Annotated in this window: 18 protein-coding genes and 1 tRNA gene; 11 read left to right on the forward strand and 8 right to left on the reverse strand. The window is 35.0% G+C overall.

The annotated features are described in order from the left end of the window. Nucleotides 1–469 (forward strand): TIGR00269 family protein (locus QXQ25_06125; GenBank protein ID MEM0161278.1); only part of this gene is annotated, 469 nt, incomplete at its 5' end. On the opposite strand, the gene QXQ25_06130 is transcribed toward QXQ25_06125, so the two are convergent. After that, nucleotides 463–1,797, reverse strand: a complete 1,335-nt coding sequence (locus QXQ25_06130; protein MEM0161279.1) for an FAD-dependent oxidoreductase — start codon at nucleotides 1,795–1,797, stop codon at nucleotides 463–465. The two genes, QXQ25_06125 and QXQ25_06130, sit on opposite strands and share 7 nt — an antisense overlap. A gap of 107 nt (nucleotides 1,798–1,904) precedes the next feature. On the opposite strand from QXQ25_06130, the gene alaS reads away from it, so the two are divergent. From alaS to QXQ25_06145, 3 genes are all read left to right on the forward strand, one after another. After that, a complete protein-coding gene (alaS, locus tag QXQ25_06135) occupies nucleotides 1,905–4,613 on the forward strand; it encodes an alanine--tRNA ligase (GenBank protein ID MEM0161280.1) in 2,709 nt (902 codons plus the stop codon). Further along, nucleotides 4,597–6,285, forward strand: coding sequence for a site-2 protease family protein (locus QXQ25_06140; GenBank protein MEM0161281.1), 1,689 nt, complete (start codon nucleotides 4,597–4,599; stop codon nucleotides 6,283–6,285). The genes alaS and QXQ25_06140 overlap by 17 nt, the downstream gene beginning before the upstream one ends. 86 nt (nucleotides 6,286–6,371) lie before the next feature. Next, complete coding sequence (locus QXQ25_06145) at nucleotides 6,372–6,518, forward strand: hypothetical protein (GenBank protein ID MEM0161282.1); 147 nt, start codon at nucleotides 6,372–6,374, stop codon at nucleotides 6,516–6,518. A gap of 16 nt (nucleotides 6,519–6,534) precedes the next feature. Here QXQ25_06145 and QXQ25_06150 read toward each other — a convergent pair whose 3' ends face one another. Further along, complete coding sequence (locus QXQ25_06150) at nucleotides 6,535–6,978, reverse strand: ArsR family transcriptional regulator (GenBank protein MEM0161283.1); 444 nt, start codon at nucleotides 6,976–6,978, stop codon at nucleotides 6,535–6,537. Nucleotides 6,979–6,995: 17 nt separating this feature from the next. Next, nucleotides 6,996–7,529: an archaeal heat shock protein Hsp20 gene (hsp20, locus tag QXQ25_06155; GenBank protein ID MEM0161284.1), complete on the reverse strand. Its 534-nt coding sequence runs from the start codon at nucleotides 7,527–7,529 to the stop codon at nucleotides 6,996–6,998. 552 nt (nucleotides 7,530–8,081) lie between these two features. On the opposite strand from hsp20, the gene tpiA reads away from it, so the two are divergent. Both tpiA and QXQ25_06165 read left to right on the forward strand, forming a co-directional pair. Beyond that, the gene (gene tpiA, locus QXQ25_06160; protein MEM0161285.1) at nucleotides 8,082–8,774 is read left to right on the forward strand and encodes a triose-phosphate isomerase; all 693 of its coding nucleotides are present in this window, start codon (nucleotides 8,082–8,084) and stop codon (nucleotides 8,772–8,774) included. Further along, nucleotides 8,761–9,087, forward strand: a complete 327-nt coding sequence (locus tag QXQ25_06165; protein MEM0161286.1) for a hypothetical protein — start codon at nucleotides 8,761–8,763, stop codon at nucleotides 9,085–9,087. Before tpiA ends, QXQ25_06165 begins: the two co-directional genes overlap by 14 nt. A gap of 21 nt (nucleotides 9,088–9,108) precedes the next feature. On the opposite strand, the gene QXQ25_06170 is transcribed toward QXQ25_06165, so the two are convergent. From QXQ25_06170 to QXQ25_06180, 3 genes are all read right to left on the reverse strand, one after another. Next, a complete protein-coding gene (locus QXQ25_06170; protein ID MEM0161287.1) occupies nucleotides 9,109–9,375 on the reverse strand; it encodes a hypothetical protein in 267 nt (88 codons plus the stop codon). After that, the gene (locus tag QXQ25_06175) at nucleotides 9,372–9,809 is read right to left on the reverse strand and encodes a helix-turn-helix domain-containing protein (GenBank protein MEM0161288.1); all 438 of its coding nucleotides are present in this window, start codon (nucleotides 9,807–9,809) and stop codon (nucleotides 9,372–9,374) included. The genes QXQ25_06170 and QXQ25_06175 overlap by 4 nt, the downstream gene beginning before the upstream one ends. 257 nt (nucleotides 9,810–10,066) lie before the next feature. After that, nucleotides 10,067–11,845: an APC family permease gene (locus QXQ25_06180; GenBank protein ID MEM0161289.1), complete on the reverse strand. Its 1,779-nt coding sequence runs from the start codon at nucleotides 11,843–11,845 to the stop codon at nucleotides 10,067–10,069. A 203-nt stretch (nucleotides 11,846–12,048) separates the two neighbouring features. Here QXQ25_06180 and QXQ25_06185 point away from each other — a divergent pair, with 203 nt between their 5' ends. The 3 genes from QXQ25_06185 (at nucleotide 12,049) to QXQ25_06195 (ending at nucleotide 12,694) form a co-directional block, all read left to right on the forward strand. After that, entirely contained in the window at nucleotides 12,049–12,312 is a 264-nt protein-coding gene (locus tag QXQ25_06185) for a zinc ribbon domain-containing protein (GenBank protein MEM0161290.1), read from the forward strand. A gap of 52 nt (nucleotides 12,313–12,364) precedes the next feature. Continuing rightward, nucleotides 12,365–12,535 (forward strand): preprotein translocase subunit Sec61beta, encoded by a 171-nt coding sequence (locus QXQ25_06190; GenBank protein MEM0161291.1) that lies wholly within the window; start codon nucleotides 12,365–12,367, stop codon nucleotides 12,533–12,535. 62 nt (nucleotides 12,536–12,597) lie between these two features. Next, a tRNA-Glu gene (locus tag QXQ25_06195) sits at nucleotides 12,598–12,694 on the forward strand. A 40-nt stretch (nucleotides 12,695–12,734) separates the two neighbouring features. Here QXQ25_06195 and QXQ25_06200 read toward each other — a convergent pair. Continuing rightward, a complete protein-coding gene (locus tag QXQ25_06200; protein ID MEM0161292.1) occupies nucleotides 12,735–13,664 on the reverse strand; it encodes a zinc ribbon domain-containing protein in 930 nt (309 codons plus the stop codon). A gap of 168 nt (nucleotides 13,665–13,832) precedes the next feature. On the opposite strand from QXQ25_06200, the gene QXQ25_06205 reads away from it, so the two are divergent. Then, a complete protein-coding gene (locus QXQ25_06205; GenBank protein ID MEM0161293.1) occupies nucleotides 13,833–14,255 on the forward strand; it encodes a metal-dependent transcriptional regulator in 423 nt (140 codons plus the stop codon). Between the two features lie 10 nt (nucleotides 14,256–14,265). Continuing rightward, nucleotides 14,266–15,225, forward strand: a complete 960-nt coding sequence (locus QXQ25_06210; protein MEM0161294.1) for a hypothetical protein — start codon at nucleotides 14,266–14,268, stop codon at nucleotides 15,223–15,225. Between the two features lie 30 nt (nucleotides 15,226–15,255). Here QXQ25_06210 and QXQ25_06215 read toward each other — a convergent pair. Beyond that, nucleotides 15,256–16,082, reverse strand: an 827-nt coding sequence (locus QXQ25_06215) for an ABC transporter permease (protein ID MEM0161295.1), incomplete at its 5' end; no start/stop codon positions are given.

The following is a 16,082-nucleotide window of genomic DNA, read 5'->3' on the forward strand; positions in this document are numbered from 1 at the left end:
TGCAAAGAAAAACAGGGTCGACTATTTGGCTACTGGCTTAAATCTGGACGATACTGCACAGTCAATCGTCATGAACATTGCTAGAGGCGACATATCCCGGCTAGCGAGAATGGGCCCTCATAAAACTGTGAAAGAAGGATTGATACCGAGAATTCAGCCTTTGATCACTATTCCAGAAAGAGAAGTACTTATATATGCAATTTTGAACAATATTGAATTTTATCATGGTGAATGCCCTTATGCTTTGTCAGCAGTAAGAAACGAGTTTAGAGATGCAATAGATACTTGGGAGCTCAGAACACCAGGCACCAAGCATGCTATTTTGAACAGCTACAATGCTATTAAAAATGTACTGGCAGATAAATATTCGATACCCTTACTGAACGCATGTGAGCGCTGTGGAGAGCCTACTGTCGGTAAGATCTGCAAAGCCTGCGAGTTGCTGGATTCTCTGAAAATATATCAATAACTAAACTCTTTCCATCCCAGTTTTCGGAGCAGCACGTCAGCTGCGGAGTTTATAACATCGTAAAGCTCAGAGACAGAGGGACAGTATGCCAGTTCTACGCTGCTCAGATCCTGTACTGTTGCCCTGCTCTTGATTGCCATGGCTATAACATTTATCTTATCTGCAGCGTTTTTACCAACTGCCTGCGCTCCAAGCAATCTTCCGTTTTTATCGCTTATTATTTTTAGTGTCAAGCTCTGCCCTCCAGCATAGTCTGGTTTATCAGTTCCCTTAACCCTGCCTGACATGACCTCAAATTTCAGTTTTGCACGTTCTTCTGATAGCCCTGTAGCTGCAATTTCCAGGTTTCCGAGCTCTGACACAAATGTGCCATATGCACCGTTATATGTAGCAGTACCGCCGGCAATATTTATTCCGGCCACTATTCCCTGTTTAGCTGCAGTAGTGGCAAGTTGCACGATCATGCTTCCTTCATCAACGGCATTTTTAGTTATTATCACATCCCCAGCCGCATAAATATAGGGGTCAGAAGTCTTCATTTTATCGTCCACTACCACAAAGTTCTTGAATATAGATACTTTATTTTTTAGCAGCTGGCTGTTTGGAGTTACGCCTGTTGCGAGAATAACCAGTTCTGCACTTTTTTTCTGGCCATTGACAACTATTGATTTTTGATCGAGCGCGATCTCTTCCACCTTGCTTTCTAAATAAACATCAATTCCATTATTTTTCAGATGCTCTTCCACAATCTGTGCCATATCCGGATCCAGTGCTCTTGGAAAACACTGTGCTAACATTTCGTAAACTGATACTTTGTATCCTCTTTTTTTCAGGGAAAACGCGATTTCCAGACCTATTGCCCCAGCACCGATTACTGCCACGTTTGACACAGTATTTGATCTCAGAAAATTCTCTATCTTTAATCCATCTTCTATAGTTTTCAGCACATATACCCCATTGTTCAGATGCTCAGTTATGTTTTTAATGGGCGGGATCATGGGATCTGCGCCAGGTGCAAACAGTAACTTATCATAATTCAAAGATTTTACATTTTCATTTTTTAAATCTTTCAGTTTTACAGTCCTGTTTAATGTATCCACATCTATAACCTGATGCTCTAACAGAATGTTGATACGCTTCGTTTTCGGAAACGGATGTTTTAACAGCTCAAAATCAGAGTGGTTTTCTATAATTAGCGGAAGTCCGCACGGCGAATATGATTCGTAAGAATGTGCCTCGATAATAGTAACCTCTTCATCCCTGTTCAGTGCCGTGATCCATCTGGTTGCATAAACTGCTGCCGTACCTAATCCTACAATCACTATCATGGTTTCCTATAATGCTCATTAATCTTAAAAATCTTTTTGATATCTCTGCCACATTTGCAACATATTTATAAAAAATTTAATAAATCACCATTATTTAAGGGAGTTGTATGTCTGAACTAAAATTAGAGATTAAATATCCAGATTCCAAGTTTCATAAAAAAACTTGCAAAAAATGCAATGCGATTTTTTGGACTGTAGATCCAGAACGTGATACTTGCGGCGAATATCCGTGCGATGATTATTCATTCATAGATCATCCTTTAACAGATCGAAAATATGAATTTTTTGAGATGTTAGATAAATTTTATGAGTTTTTTTCAGCGCATGGGCACACTGTAATAAACAGATATCCAGTAGTTGCAAGATGGAGAAAAGATGTTTTGCTTGTAAATGCATCTATTTATGATTTTCAGCCATTTGTAACCTCTGGATTGATTCCTCCGCCCGCAAATCCCCTAATTGTAGGACAGCCATGCATAAGAATGGTTGATGTTGATGATGTAGGAAAGACGGGCCGGCATCTCACAAGCTTCATAATGGTAGGGCACCATGCTTTTAATTATCCGGATCACAAAGTTTACTGGACTGACCAGACTGTTAAGTACTCATACGAGTTTTTAGTAGATGTTTTAAAAATAGATCCAAAAAAGATAACGTACAAAGAAAATCCTTGGAGCGGTGGAGGCAATGGTGGTTTTGCTCTTGAGGTAATTGTCGCAGGGTTAGAACTGGCAACGCTAGTATTCATGAATTTGAAAGAAGATGAACATGGAGAATTTGAGATTGAAGGAAAAAGGTATTCTAAAATGGATATGAATATTGTAGATACCGGTTATGGCTTGGAAAGGTTTGTCTGGGCTTCAAAAGGTTCACCATCTATATTTGATGCTTTGTATGAAGATATCTTAGAGAAGTTGCTAGCAATGGTAAACATAAAAATTGACAATGTATATAATGAGATTGTAAAACAGTATGTTCATTTTGGAAAAAATGAACGGCTGGAAGAGGTAGTTTATCAAGATTTAAGGTCTAAAGGATTTAAAATAGACCAAAAAACAGTAACTGACATGCTATTTAAAATAAAAAAGACGCATATATTAGTAGATCACAGCAGGACTGTACTATTCATGTTAAATGACGGAATAGTGCCGTCAAATGTTAAAGCAGGATATCTTGCACGGTTATTGATAAGAAAAAGTTTTAGAGCTCTTGAAGATCTTGGAGTTTCCACATCTTTTTCAGAGATAGTATTATGGCAGTTTGAAAAATTTAAGAAGATGTTGGATCCGGAGATGAAAAATACTATCATTGAGATCTTAGACAATGAAAAGCAAAAATACATAGAACTCATAAATCGTGGAAAATCTCTGATAGAGAGAGAGATAAAAAGGAAAAAGATAGGATTAGAAGACCTCGTAGAACTTTATGATTCGTATGGCTTAACTCCAGAATTTGTAAGCTCCTATGCTTCTAGCCTTGGCACCATCATAAAAGTTCCGGACAACTTTCATTCTCTGGTAGCATCTCGCCACGAAAAAAATATAGAAGTAGAGCAAGAAAAGCAGAGAGTGTTCAGTCTTCCAGATACTGTTCCTTTGTATTACAATGATGCTTACCTTCGAAAATTTAATGCAAAAGTGATTTATTGTACAAATAATGAGCTTGTTCTCGATCAAACAGCATTTTATCCAGAAGGTGGTGGTCAGCCTGCAGATTTAGGGTATATAGTATTTAATAATGAAAATATCAAGGTTCTAGACGTTCAAAAGTACGGAAAAGTTATAGTGCACAAAATTGAAAAAAACGTGCCTGTGAATTCGGAGGTGACAGGCATAATAGATTCTGAACGAAGAGATCAGCTTATGCGTAGCCACAGTGCCACGCATGTATTATTAAGTGCAGCCAGAACAGTGCTGGGAAAACATGTTTGGCAGGCTGGCGCGCAGAAGGGAGTTGAAGAATCAAGATTGGACATAACACACTTTAAAAAGATCAGTTTTGAAGAGTTGAGAGAGATTGAGAGAGTGGCTTTGAACATTATATTGCAGGACATTAAGATAGAAATAAAATATATGGATCGAGAAAAAGCTGAAAGAGAGTTTGGCTTTAAACTTTACGAGGGTGGAATACCCACAGACAAAGCTATCAGAGTAGTAAAGATCGGAAATTATGATGTGGAAGGGTGTGGAGGTACTCATGTAAGAAGCACAGGCGAGATTGGTTTGATCAAAATAATAAGAGAAGAGAGAATTCAAGATGGTATCTCTAGAATTACTTTTACTGCCGGTAAAAGCGCTTTGAATTACATTGCCGACATGGAGAGAATATTGAAGAGTGCAAGTGAACAGTTAAAGACAGATTACAAAAATATGAATCTGAAGCTAGAAAACATTCTTGAAGAATGGAAAGCCCAGAAAAAAGAGATTGCCAGATTGAGCGAGATTGAAAATCAATTTTTTATCAGATCTATTCTTGAATCTTCAAAAACTGTTAAAAATCAAAAAATTGCAGTAAGCCTATTAAAAGATAGGAGCTTGAACCTGATTTCTATAGCAAGAGATCTGAATAAAGAACTTACACTCACATATTTCATTGTTAACAGTGCAGATTCAAAACTATCATTTGTATCCGGGTCCAAAAACATAGATTTAGAGAATATTTTAAGTTCCTTTGTCAAGGATGTTGCTGGCACCTTCAAGAAAGTTGACAATTTTTACATAGGATCAGGTAAGGAAAACAGCAATATTGATAAGCTAGTGGATATTGTTCAAGCTCAGCTGGTTAAAGCTGTGGATCTAAATGAGCGAAACGGATGAAATAGACTATATAAATCGTGTGGTTCGTGAATATTTTACAGTTTATGACGCTAAAGTATATCCAGATCATTTAGAGTTTCATATTATTTCTGCTGATAACAAGGATTTACTTTACAAAAACTTTAACGCTTTATGGTCAGATTTGAAAAAACAAAATTATGTGCCCACCCTCAACAATGTCAAAGGAGACTATGTTCTTCAAATAGTAAAAATACCTTCTAGAAAGTTCAGCAGCATTTATATAAACATAGGGTTATTGATCGCAACAATAATATCGACTGTAATTGTAGGGATGCAGAATTATGCTGGATATTTTAACATTTCCAACATGTGGGCAATTAATGTATTTGTCGGCGGTACTCTATTTTTTGCGGTGCCGTTAATGTTAATATTAGGACTTCATGAGATGGGCCATTATTTTGCAGCAAAAAAGCATCATGTTGCTGCATCATTACCATTTTTCATACCGGCACCTACAATAATCGGAACACTCGGTGCATTTATATCGCTCAGAGAACCTATTCCGAACAAAAAAGCTCTCTTGGACATTGGCATAGCAGGGCCTATTGTTGGGTTTTTGGTGGCAATACCTATTGCAATAATAGGTATGTGGCTGGGGCATATATATCCACCTCCAAGCGTAGACTATTCAACCGTAATGATACTTCAGATGCCTATACTATATAATTTTATCAATCTGTTTTATCCATTCAGTAGCACTATGTTCCCTATGGCTTTTGCTGCATGGGTTGGATTTTTAGTAACCGCCATAAACTTATTTCCGATCGGGCAGCTGGATGGAGGTCATATAGCAAAAGCGTTGTTAGGAGACTATTCAAGATATGTAAGCTATGTATTTATAGTTATAATGCTGATACTGGGCATATACTATACTGGATGGCTTATTTTTGCGCTGTTTGTACTAATCCTGGGATTAAGACATCCACCATCCCTGAATGAAATCTCTAAGATTGGAAGAAAAAGAGTGATAGCAGGAGCACTGGCATTTGTGCTTTTAGTTGTCACTTTTGCGCCGGTTCCAATTTCTGAAGTATACTTGCAAGAACAGTTTAATATTAATTCCGTCACACATGATTACAAAATGATACAAAATGTTCAGCCTCAGATATATCCTGTACTGAACATCACAAATACGGGGCAGAAGATGATCAATGTTTCAGTTCAGGTATCAAATACAGATCACTTTAACATAAGTTATCAATCGGAACTTCATAATATCTCGATAGGAAATACGCGCTCTTTAATCTTGAACATTTCGCTTACAAATCAATCAGTGGCAGGCACAGGCTATGTTTATGTGACTGTAGTCACTATGCTGGAGAAAGTATCAAAAGAGTATACATTAAATATCACGGTCTATAACCAGTCCAAATATTTGAAATGGAGCCAGAACATTATATATGGCCATGTAAACAGCAGTATAATGCTATCTTTAAAAAATACTGGCAATATTACTGAATACATCTGGCAGATTAACAGCACTGAAAGTTATAATGTGTCATATAATGCCACAATTGTTTCTGACCGAATACTTATTTCTCCAGGTAGCTTTATACTGTTTAAATTTATGTTCTATGCCACTGGCACATATTACCTGTACGCAATAGACCAAAACATGAATGTTGCCATGTTAACTGTTAACATAACATAAATTTGATAAACTAGCAGTTAATAAACTATTTTGCCACTATGATGAATCTGTATCTGCTGAACGGTGATGAAAGACAGGCGATCTGAGTGGCATTTATCTATCTTGAGAAAATTCTAGAAAGTGGAGAAACCTCGCTTTCTCCCATGCCAATTCTGACAGTATGCAAATTTATATTTAGCATATGGAAAAACGTATATCTTGCAATGGATTGCAAAAAAAAACAGGCAGTTTAGAGAAATTACTATTTTTTCAATGCCTATCTTTGAGAAACTTTAAGATACTATTTTTTCTGGAAATAAGCTTTGCTAATTTCTTGTTAAGCTGCTCTATCTCTCTGTCAATCTTCTCTATCTCTTCTCTGAAATTCACAGATCCTGTAAAATTCTCAGATTCAAATTCGAGCTTTTCAGTATTTATCTCAAACATGTTCTGCGTCAATACTATTGTTAAGAAAACATTGTCTCCGATCTTATATTTTTTTCGTGATGCCCCAAGATCGCTTTTTTCAAGACCTTTACATTCAATTATATTCAATTTTTCTAAAAGTTCCAAGTTTTTCATTATTGCTTGCTGTGATAATTTTAAATCTTTAGAAAGTTGAAACGCGTACTGATCACCTTCAATAAGTCGCTTCAATATTTCTCTTCTTGTTTTGTTTTCGAATGCTTGCAGTAAGATATCTTCGTATTCCATAAAAAATAAAGAAAATTTTAATCTATGTTAATTTTCTTCCCTTTTCCACCCTCTTCTTTTAGCCTTGGAAGAGTAATGTCCAGTATGCCATTCTTATATGCTGCCTTTACTTCGTCAGTCTTGATTTTTGCAGAGAGTTCAACCTCTTTATGATATTTTCTGTCAGGGGTATTTACATCTATTACGACTGACTGCTCATTTAACTGTATGTCTATGTTCTCTTTTTCTATGCCTGGAAGTTCTACCGTAATGTATATATTTTTATCATCTTCCGTAACATCCGTCAATGGCTCTCTATATTCTAGCTGTTTTGGTCCGTATCCTTTAGGTACATTTCCAAACTCCTGAAATTCAGGCTTTCCGTCTGGCCCCATCTTAAAGGTAAAACCATAAACGAATGATTTGTCAGGAGATAAATTGCTCTTGCTTAACTCTTCCCAGATCTTGTTTAATCTGGACTCCCATCTCTTAATCTCTTCATCAAAATCATCAAAAATTCCATAATAATCCCAGTCTTCATCATCCTCATTTTTTCTTTTTCTTATAACCATTCTTATCACCTCTTTATTTAACCTTTGGTTATCAACTAAAGGTTAATAACTACAGATATATAAATTTTTCTAAGAATTCTTTGATAAAAATAAAACATTAAATTCATACGTATTAGAAAGCATTTGTAATAGATTTACTTTAAAAGTACGCACCTCCTACATTTTTATATTTCAGAGAGTAGCTGTTTTCTGAGGCTTTTTACTGTAACAATATAAATGTGATCTAACAGTTTATTTCCGCCATAAGGTTATTACATCCATAAAGGCACAATTGTGAGATTTATATCGCAAAACTACAAAAAAATAAACTACTTTTACAAGAAATTCTATGATTAGGAATCATCCTTATGGAAAGGCAGATATCATTATCATATGCATGGTTTGCTCAATGATATATCAGATAAGAAATTAATTTGAATAATAATAGGATAACAGTACCCTGGCAATGTAAAAATTTTCTGGCAGAATATAATTATGTTCATTAAAAAATAATTTTGTTCCAGCATCCTGTTTTTAAAAAGTTATATATAATAATAGTTTATATGACCTTTAATGAAATTACCCCTGATAATAGTTAACTTTAAAGTTTATAGAGAATCTATAGGCAAAAATGCGTATAATCTGGCCAAGATGATAGAGCATGTAGCAATTGAAAGAAACGCGGAAATAGCTATAGCTCCTGATTTTTTAGACTTAGTTAAAATCAAAGATTTCGTGGACATTCCTGTTTTTGCTCAGCATGCAGACGCTGTTGAATTGGGGGGTCATACAGGTCATATTACTCTCGAAATTTTAAAAGAGTATGAGATAAACGGTCTGATAATAAACCATTCTGAAAAAAGATTAAATCTTGCAGATATAGAGTATCTAGTAACCAACTCTAGAAATTATGGGCTCATATCAATTTTATGCACTAACAATATTGAAACTACTGTTGCAGGCGCAGCTTTAAATCCTGATTTCTTAGCAATAGAGCCGCCTGAGCTAATTGGCGGGGACATATCTGTGTCTAAAGCCAAGCCTGAAATAATAATAAACTCTGTACAACATTCTAAAAAGATTAATAGCACTGTAAAGATTCTTGCAGGCGCAGGTATTAAAGACAAACTAGATTCTAAAAAAGCCTTGGAACTTGGATCAGATGGAGTATTAATAGCCTCTGGTATTGTAAAATCTAAAGATCCTATAAAATCACTGAACGATATTATTGACGGCTTTATGGAGGCAAACTATGGTAAAAGATAAAGAAGAACCAGAATTTGTAGAGCCAGAATTCAATGAAAAAAATTTTTTAATTCAGGAAATTGAAAAAGGTAAAGCTACGATCACGGTATTTTTGCTTGGCTTAGGTATTGGCTTTTTATCAGGGTTTCTTGAATCCATTGAGCTTGGGGTATTATCAGCCTTGCTGGGAATTGCAGTAATATTTTTGATCAATCCATTATACAACTCTCTGAACATCAAGACAGATCGTAGAACTAAGACTATCAATATTTTCATATATCTAATACTATGGCTTACATTCTGGATCGTATCTTTAAACCCACCATTCTTTTAATTTTTATCTAAAAATTGTTTGTTATGTAAAATAAGTGGCTTTGTCTTCCTCATTTTTCTTAACTTCATCCTTTAAATCCAAGATATCTATTGCAGATATTGCATTGACCATTATTATTCTCATTTTTCCTTTGAGCTCTTTATGGGTTTCATCAAGGATTAGGACCATTGCCAGATCCTCTCCAATTGATATAAATTTTTCGAACGTCCCAGATGTTTTCTCTAACTCGGAATGGTCAGATGCAATATATACCACACATTTAGATCCACTGGTAATATTGTTTATCATTTATTTTCCTCCATTAATGATTGTATATGCTGTACTGTTCTATTATAATTGTCAATTGCAAGTTTTAAATTTGCTTCTACGAATACCCATGCTTTGCTGAAATTTTCATACCTCAACTTATATCTTTTATACTTCCCATCCTGCATAGTTTCTAAAAGATCCATGTTCCTTATTTTATTAAGATGCCTGTACAATGTGGGCCTGGAAATATTTAACTCGCTCATCAGCTCTTCCGGTGACCACTCTTTTTTGGGATGCATCAAAAAACAGTTTTTAAAAAGCATATATGGTATGCTGTTCTTCAATTCTTGAGCCTTGTCATATGTGTCTATTTCCTGCAAATATCCAATATCAGACAGAAAATTTATCAGTACCGTATCCAGATCCTTCTCATCTGTTAATCCTCTCGATAAACAGACTTTAATTTCAAACATCAAATTACACCTTTTTAGATTAACTATATAAAAACAAAGTTATATATTTTTTGTTTGTTAACTTTCTCAAATTATCATTGATAATTTAGATCATTATAAAACTTATAGCTTTTCTGATATTCACTTTTCAATGATCATGATCACTCTTTATTTAGAATTTATAGAGATTTTAATGCTAACATAGTCAAGTGCGCAAATTTCAACAAACATTTGAAAGATTTGGCTGGCTTTATTAATGCATAATAAAATTAGGCAAACTAAAATATTTTTGGCTCTTTTTTGTTAGATATGATCTGTGTGATCTCTTCAGACAATATTGCTGATTTTACAGACAGATAAAATATTATGATAGCCATGATGATTAACAAGATGATGCTGTATAGTTCACTTAATACTCCATACTTTTTCATATATATAAGCAAAAATATGGACAGAATATATGGGATGATCCAGTATCCGGCTTTTAAATGCACTTTATATGTACCTTTTACCATATTGTAAGCAAATAAATATGATGCAACCATGAATATGACCAATAGTGCATAAGATAGGTAGAAAGATATCATATTAGCAATAGAAATATAAGCGTAGAATATAAACAAAGCTACAATTAAAAAATTGGTTAAATAATGTATTTTATTCAATGCTTTAAGGAACAGCGGAGAAAGCATCATAATAACAAACATAATATATATTACCGTTCTCATATCTGTAAATCCAACAGAAAATAGCAGAACTGTAACAATAATAAAAGAAAGTGGGGCTATCACGCTGGCAAATGGAATTTTAAAAGGTCTGTATAACTTTTTTGCCTTGGTTCTTAATGTATATAATACAGGTCCGCTGGTTAAGAATATCAATAATACAAAACCTGTAAAAAGTGCCAAAATCTTGTAAAATGAAAATTGTAGAACCAGTAGAATTATGGAAATTAATGACATTGTAACAAGACTGATGATAGGAGTATTATATTTTTTGCTGACTTTTAAAAATGGATATGGAAAATAATTTTCATATGCCATACCATATAGCGCCCTGCTACTTACAAGATTAAATATCAGCCCTGTTATAAATGGTGCGATTATTGTGAGTATCAATAGGAACAATAAGATGACATTTACTGCCGGAATGCTATTAGAAAATAATATTCTTAGAGGATTAGCACCGGAACTGGAAAACTGAAGAGCAGACCATAATCCAGAATAGTTATTGTGAGAGATATAGAAACTAGAATTTATATTAAATGCAGCCCAGTTAATAGCTCCAATGAAAGCTATCTGTAAAACAAAATAGATGAGTATTACAGAAAATATTGAATAAATTATAGCCCTTGGTATGTTTTTTTGTGGATCTTTTATTTCTTCAGAAAAAAACAAGATTGCTTCAAATCCCATTAACGCAAAAAATACCGTACTTAAAGACGAAAGTGATATGAAGCTACTAACACCATTTGGGAAGAATCCTCCATAAGAGATAAAATTAGACGGATGAAATGCAAATAGCAACAGTATTATTATCAGAATAATCAACAATAATACCTTTAAAACTGTAAAAATATTATTTAATATCAGTGTTAAACTGATATTAAAATAATTTATGGCAAAAAATAAGAGTATTATCAATGCCGCAATTAGAGTTCCAAAGACTGAGAGTTCAAGTGTCGTTGCACTAATTATTAATCCAGGAAAATAAACCGATAACAATATAACTATAGCTCTCGCTTCTATCATAGGGGTCATTGCAACTGCAATAAGATATGATGCTCCAAACAGATATCCTAGAAAATTTCCATATGCAAAAGTAGGATACCTCACAAAAGCACTTTTTTGGGGAAGTTCTGCACCTATTTCCGCGTATGTAACCGCAATAATTAATATCATCACTCCTGCAAATAGCCATGTATAAATTGAGGATGGCCCCCCATTTGACGCCAATAAAGATAACAGATAAATCCAGCCACTTCCAATAGTAGCACCTATAGATATAAAAAATATACTCCAGAACCCCAACTTTTTATCAGAACTATTCTTAAACATCTATAAATTAATATATAATTGCAATATTTAAATTTTCTCATAATTTGACAACGTCCCCAAAAAGGATTTGTCAATTCTCCTTTGAAAAAATTGTCAATTAACACAGCTCATATATTTCGAAAAAAATTCAAATTAAATGATCCATATAAAAACGTTCAGTATAATCATAATAAATAAAAGAGAGAATGGACCAATGATAGATTATTAAGGAAAGAACCACAACCAGAGACTGTTCGATATGTGAGCCACTGACTCGAAAAGAGCATTGCATAACTATGATCTGTGAAGAATGTAGCTTGATAATTGACAGAGACGTAAATGCAGCAATAAACATAGCAAGACGGGGTCGGACAAGGCTGACACGATCTTTCCATGAAATGGAGAAAGGGCAATCAAGTGAAGCGATGAAACAATCAAAAGATGTGAAACAGATGATAGCAAGCCAGATCTTATCAACGATGATCTGACAAAGCCCCAAAAAGAAAATATTATATATTAAATTTGGTTATATGATAATATATGACTCAGGAAAGCAAAGGCTCTGGTTTCCAATCGGCTGCAGGTTTAATACGTTACTTTGAAGAAGAGAAATCAAAGGGCCCGAAGATAGATCCAAAAATGATTATTGTATTAGGCATAGTTGCAGCAATTATTGTAGAGCTTATGAAAGTATGGTGGCCTGTTGGGTAGCCTATTTTAAAAGCGTAAATATAATATAATGTATTGACTTCTCATTTTTTAATATTTATTTAGCTCCGGTGGTGTAGTCCGGTCAAGCATATCGGCCTTTCGAGTTTTAAAAGAAAGCGAAGAAAGCCGACGACTCGGGTTCAAATCCCGGCCGGAGCATATTTTATATCTCTAAATTGCTATTTGTTTTTTATGGTATTTACTCTTCGCTGTCTTTTAGTTCCTCCATTACCAGAGCATTATGCCCATCTATTAGCAAAACCATTTTTTGATCTTTATGCTGGAACTCTATGTTCCATACTGGTATATGAACCAGATAAACATCCGCAATATCTATATTTGTCTGAGTAGACTGCAGTGTATGATATTTTTTCTTCAATTTTCTCATTTCCCATTCCTGAATTCTGATTTTTCCTTCAACTTTCGCTTTTTCTTCGCTAATGTTACCATTCAACAATTTTACAGAGTTGGACATATCTTTTGAAGCGATTTCTCTTTTTGCAATTAGATTAAAAATGTAATCTGGTGGTTGATAGGCGTTTAAATTCTCTACCGCGACTATGGGATACCTGATCGTACCAGTATCTGTACCACTCTCATTTATCGTTTGAAATGAATTGTATCTGCCATACTGCACAGAAACTTGTTTTTGGTATTGATATTGAGAAGTGTATCCTGCATCTATGATCCAGTAAGGAACATAGGATAATGTAGCTTTTTGTACAGTACTTTTCTCAAATAAATGCTTGTGAAATATGCTTTTATCCAAAAAACTTCTTGCTATGGATAATGCCTGATCCTGTAACGCTACTTTTATGTCAAGAATATAATGTTTTTGTACATTAGTCCACCCTTCTGAACTGAGCGAGATTGAAGTACCACAGTATTGGCATACCACCATAGCCTCTCCTTGCATCGGATTTAATGCTGCTCCACAATTTGGGCATTTCATATCAGTAAGTATTTTAGATTTTTCTGTTTCATTTGTCATTGCTACTTTCTGCACATTATTCTGTTTCAAACTCGGTTGAGGAGCGCCGCAAACATTACAGAACAATGCTTCATCAGGCAGCTGAGCTCCACATTTTATACAATATTTCATTTTTTCAGCCTCTCTTCCAAATTTCACATTATGTGAAATATCTTATTATTTGATATTTTAAATAGTATTATTAATCTTTCTGTTTTTGGCTTTTCAACATGTATTATTCACTCATTAAACATTTCTCGTCTCATTTATCATCTTGAAAATTGCTGACTGGAATGTTTAAATACTTGATTAGTATAATGCTAATTTATGTCTAATAATACTAATTATAACTTGACCAAAAAAGAAAGAGATTGTATAATTCTAATAGAAAAAGGTTCAACCGGAGAATTTCCCATTCGAGTTTTAGATTTAGCTAAATCAATGAAAGTGAAGCCTCCCACTGTTGAAGAATTACTGTACAGACTAGAAGAAAAGAAGATGATAATAAGGAAGAAAGGTATGATAATGCTCACAAAATTAGGCAAAAAAACCTATACTGACATTATATTATGTCATCGTGTTTTGGAAACATTCTTTGTAGATTGTGGAGTATCTGTATCTGAAGCTTGTGAAAAGATCAGCAACTTTGATTATATGATTGATACTGACACTGCAAAGATGATTCTTGTAAAGCTAGGAAATCCAACCAAATGCCCTCATGGCCATAATATTATTGAAAATATAGAATAGGGGAATTAATATGGTTGTAATTAATCTATGGAATCCTCAAAACGTAGACTTTATCAGTGCTCTGATCATTTCATATCTGCTGGGGATCGTTCATGGGATAACACCTGATGAACATACCTGGCCTATTACCTTTTCATATTCTGTAGGATCTTACAGTACCAAAGGTGGTGCCAAGTCTGGGTTAATGTTTTCTACTGGATTTACAGTACAGAGAGCCATTTTATCAGAGTTAAGCTATCTGGCATTGGCAGCTATATTTATGAGCAGTCTTGTTTTTGGAATAACCTATGTCCTTGTAGGCTTGGCGATGGCACTTGCAGGCATATACATAGCCAAAAAAGGAAAATATCTGCACTGGCACTATCTCGAAGAAAAATTAGGAGTTTTGACTGGAATACACAAGAAAGGTAGTGAAGTGCAGAAGGGAGAGCTGGAACATAGGATAAATCCTGCTTGTGTTGCTGATGATTGTGTTGATTTAAAACCTGTGCCTGTAAAATTGGCACTTGCACATGGTTTTATAGCTGGGTTCGGGTTTGGTGCGTTTGCCTTAATTATATATACTGTACTTGCACCTTCTATGCCTTCAATATATCTGGGATTTTTACCAGGATTGCTGTTCGGGCTTGGAACAATGACCATGCAGATCATGTTTGGAACATTGTTTGGGAAATGGCTAAGTAGCATTAAAAAACTTACAAAAGAGGGAATAGCATTTGTGGGAAAGAGCATATCCACTTTCGTGCTGGAATATGGAGGTATTGCGTTTATAGTAGCTGGTGCATTTATAGTGGCATTTCCATCAATATTAAACTACGGGATAGTAACAGGTATAAAAGTTCACAATCTTGATGATTTAAACATAGGATTCTTTTTGGTAATCATAGTTGTAATAGTCCTTGGATTCATTGGATATAAGCGAGCAATAGATAGAGCTACAAGTAATCCAATGTTTTCGCATACAGATTAGAATAGCTGAATATGTGCACAATAAATAGGGCTATTCCATGATGCCTTTCAGCACCTTTCCCGCAATAAAGCTCAATATAAGCAATGTTGCTATGAGCACCAGAAAATTGAGCCATATGCCGTTCATATTTCCGGTCAATAACAGTGATCTCAAAGCATCTATACCGTAAGATAATGGATTTACATATGCAATCACCTGAAGCCAGACTGGCATTACGCTAATAGGATAGAGAGCATTGCTTGTAAAGAAGAGAGGCATGGTCAGAAGTTGCCCGATACCCATGAATCTTTCCCTGCTTTTTACAATTGAAGCTATGATCATAGACAAACTTGCAAAAGATCCTGCAAGCAATATCACTACGGGTATGATGCCGAGGATGTAAATAGGATTGGTAGTTAGCGGTATGCCGATTGCAAATACTATTACAAGGATCACAACTGCCTGCGTAAGACCTCTGACACCTGCCGCCAGAGCCTTCCCCAATGCTATTGTAAAAGCCGGTGCTGGAGAAACCATTAGTTTAGATAAAAGCCCAGATTCTCTGTCCCATACTAGACTCAACCCAAAAAAGATGGATATGAAAAGGACGCTTTGTCCAAGTATTCCTGGCGCTATAAACTGCATGTAACTGTAAGAGCCGGTTGGTAAAATCCTGAATTTTTCAAACACTGACCCGAACACAACAAGCCATAATATTGGCTGTATCGAACGTGTGATAAGGTCCGTGTAGTCATGCCTGATCCTTCTTAGCTCTATTTCCATAATTGTCCAGATCTTACCTAGATAACTTTCTGTTTTCATGCCAATCGCCTCGCAATTCTTCTCACATTTTTGGTATCTCTCCATTGATGAGACTC

The organism is Thermoplasmata archaeon (genome assembly GCA_038729465.1).
Lineage (GTDB): Archaea > Thermoplasmatota > Thermoplasmata > Thermoplasmatales > ARK-15 > JAVRLB01.

What these genes read in the sequence shown, in the direction of transcription:
- hsp20 (MEM0161284.1), bottom strand. Translation starts at nt 7,529, where the DNA reads ATGGTTATAAGAAAAAGAAAAAATGAGGATGATGAAGACTGGGATTAT.
- QXQ25_06130 (MEM0161279.1), bottom strand. Translation starts at nt 1,797, where the DNA reads ATGATAGTGATTGTAGGATTAGGTACGGCAGCAGTTTATGCAACCAGA.
- alaS (MEM0161280.1), top strand. Translation starts at nt 1,905, where the DNA reads ATGTCTGAACTAAAATTAGAGATTAAATATCCAGATTCCAAGTTTCAT.
- QXQ25_06165 (MEM0161286.1), top strand. Translation starts at nt 8,761, where the DNA reads ATGGTAAAAGATAAAGAAGAACCAGAATTTGTAGAGCCAGAATTCAAT.
- tpiA (MEM0161285.1), top strand. Translation starts at nt 8,082, where the DNA reads ATGAAATTACCCCTGATAATAGTTAACTTTAAAGTTTATAGAGAATCT.
- QXQ25_06190 (MEM0161291.1), top strand. Translation starts at nt 12,365, where the DNA reads ATGACTCAGGAAAGCAAAGGCTCTGGTTTCCAATCGGCTGCAGGTTTA.
- QXQ25_06205 (MEM0161293.1), top strand. Translation starts at nt 13,833, where the DNA reads ATGTCTAATAATACTAATTATAACTTGACCAAAAAAGAAAGAGATTGT.
- QXQ25_06175 (MEM0161288.1), bottom strand. Translation starts at nt 9,809, where the DNA reads ATGTTTGAAATTAAAGTCTGTTTATCGAGAGGATTAACAGATGAGAAG.
- QXQ25_06150 (MEM0161283.1), bottom strand. Translation starts at nt 6,978, where the DNA reads ATGGAATACGAAGATATCTTACTGCAAGCATTCGAAAACAAAACAAGA.
- QXQ25_06140 (MEM0161281.1), top strand. Translation starts at nt 4,597, where the DNA reads ATGAGCGAAACGGATGAAATAGACTATATAAATCGTGTGGTTCGTGAA.
- QXQ25_06170 (MEM0161287.1), bottom strand. Translation starts at nt 9,375, where the DNA reads ATGATAAACAATATTACCAGTGGATCTAAATGTGTGGTATATATTGCA.
- QXQ25_06210 (MEM0161294.1), top strand. Translation starts at nt 14,266, where the DNA reads ATGGTTGTAATTAATCTATGGAATCCTCAAAACGTAGACTTTATCAGT.
- QXQ25_06180 (MEM0161289.1), bottom strand. Translation starts at nt 11,845, where the DNA reads ATGTTTAAGAATAGTTCTGATAAAAAGTTGGGGTTCTGGAGTATATTT.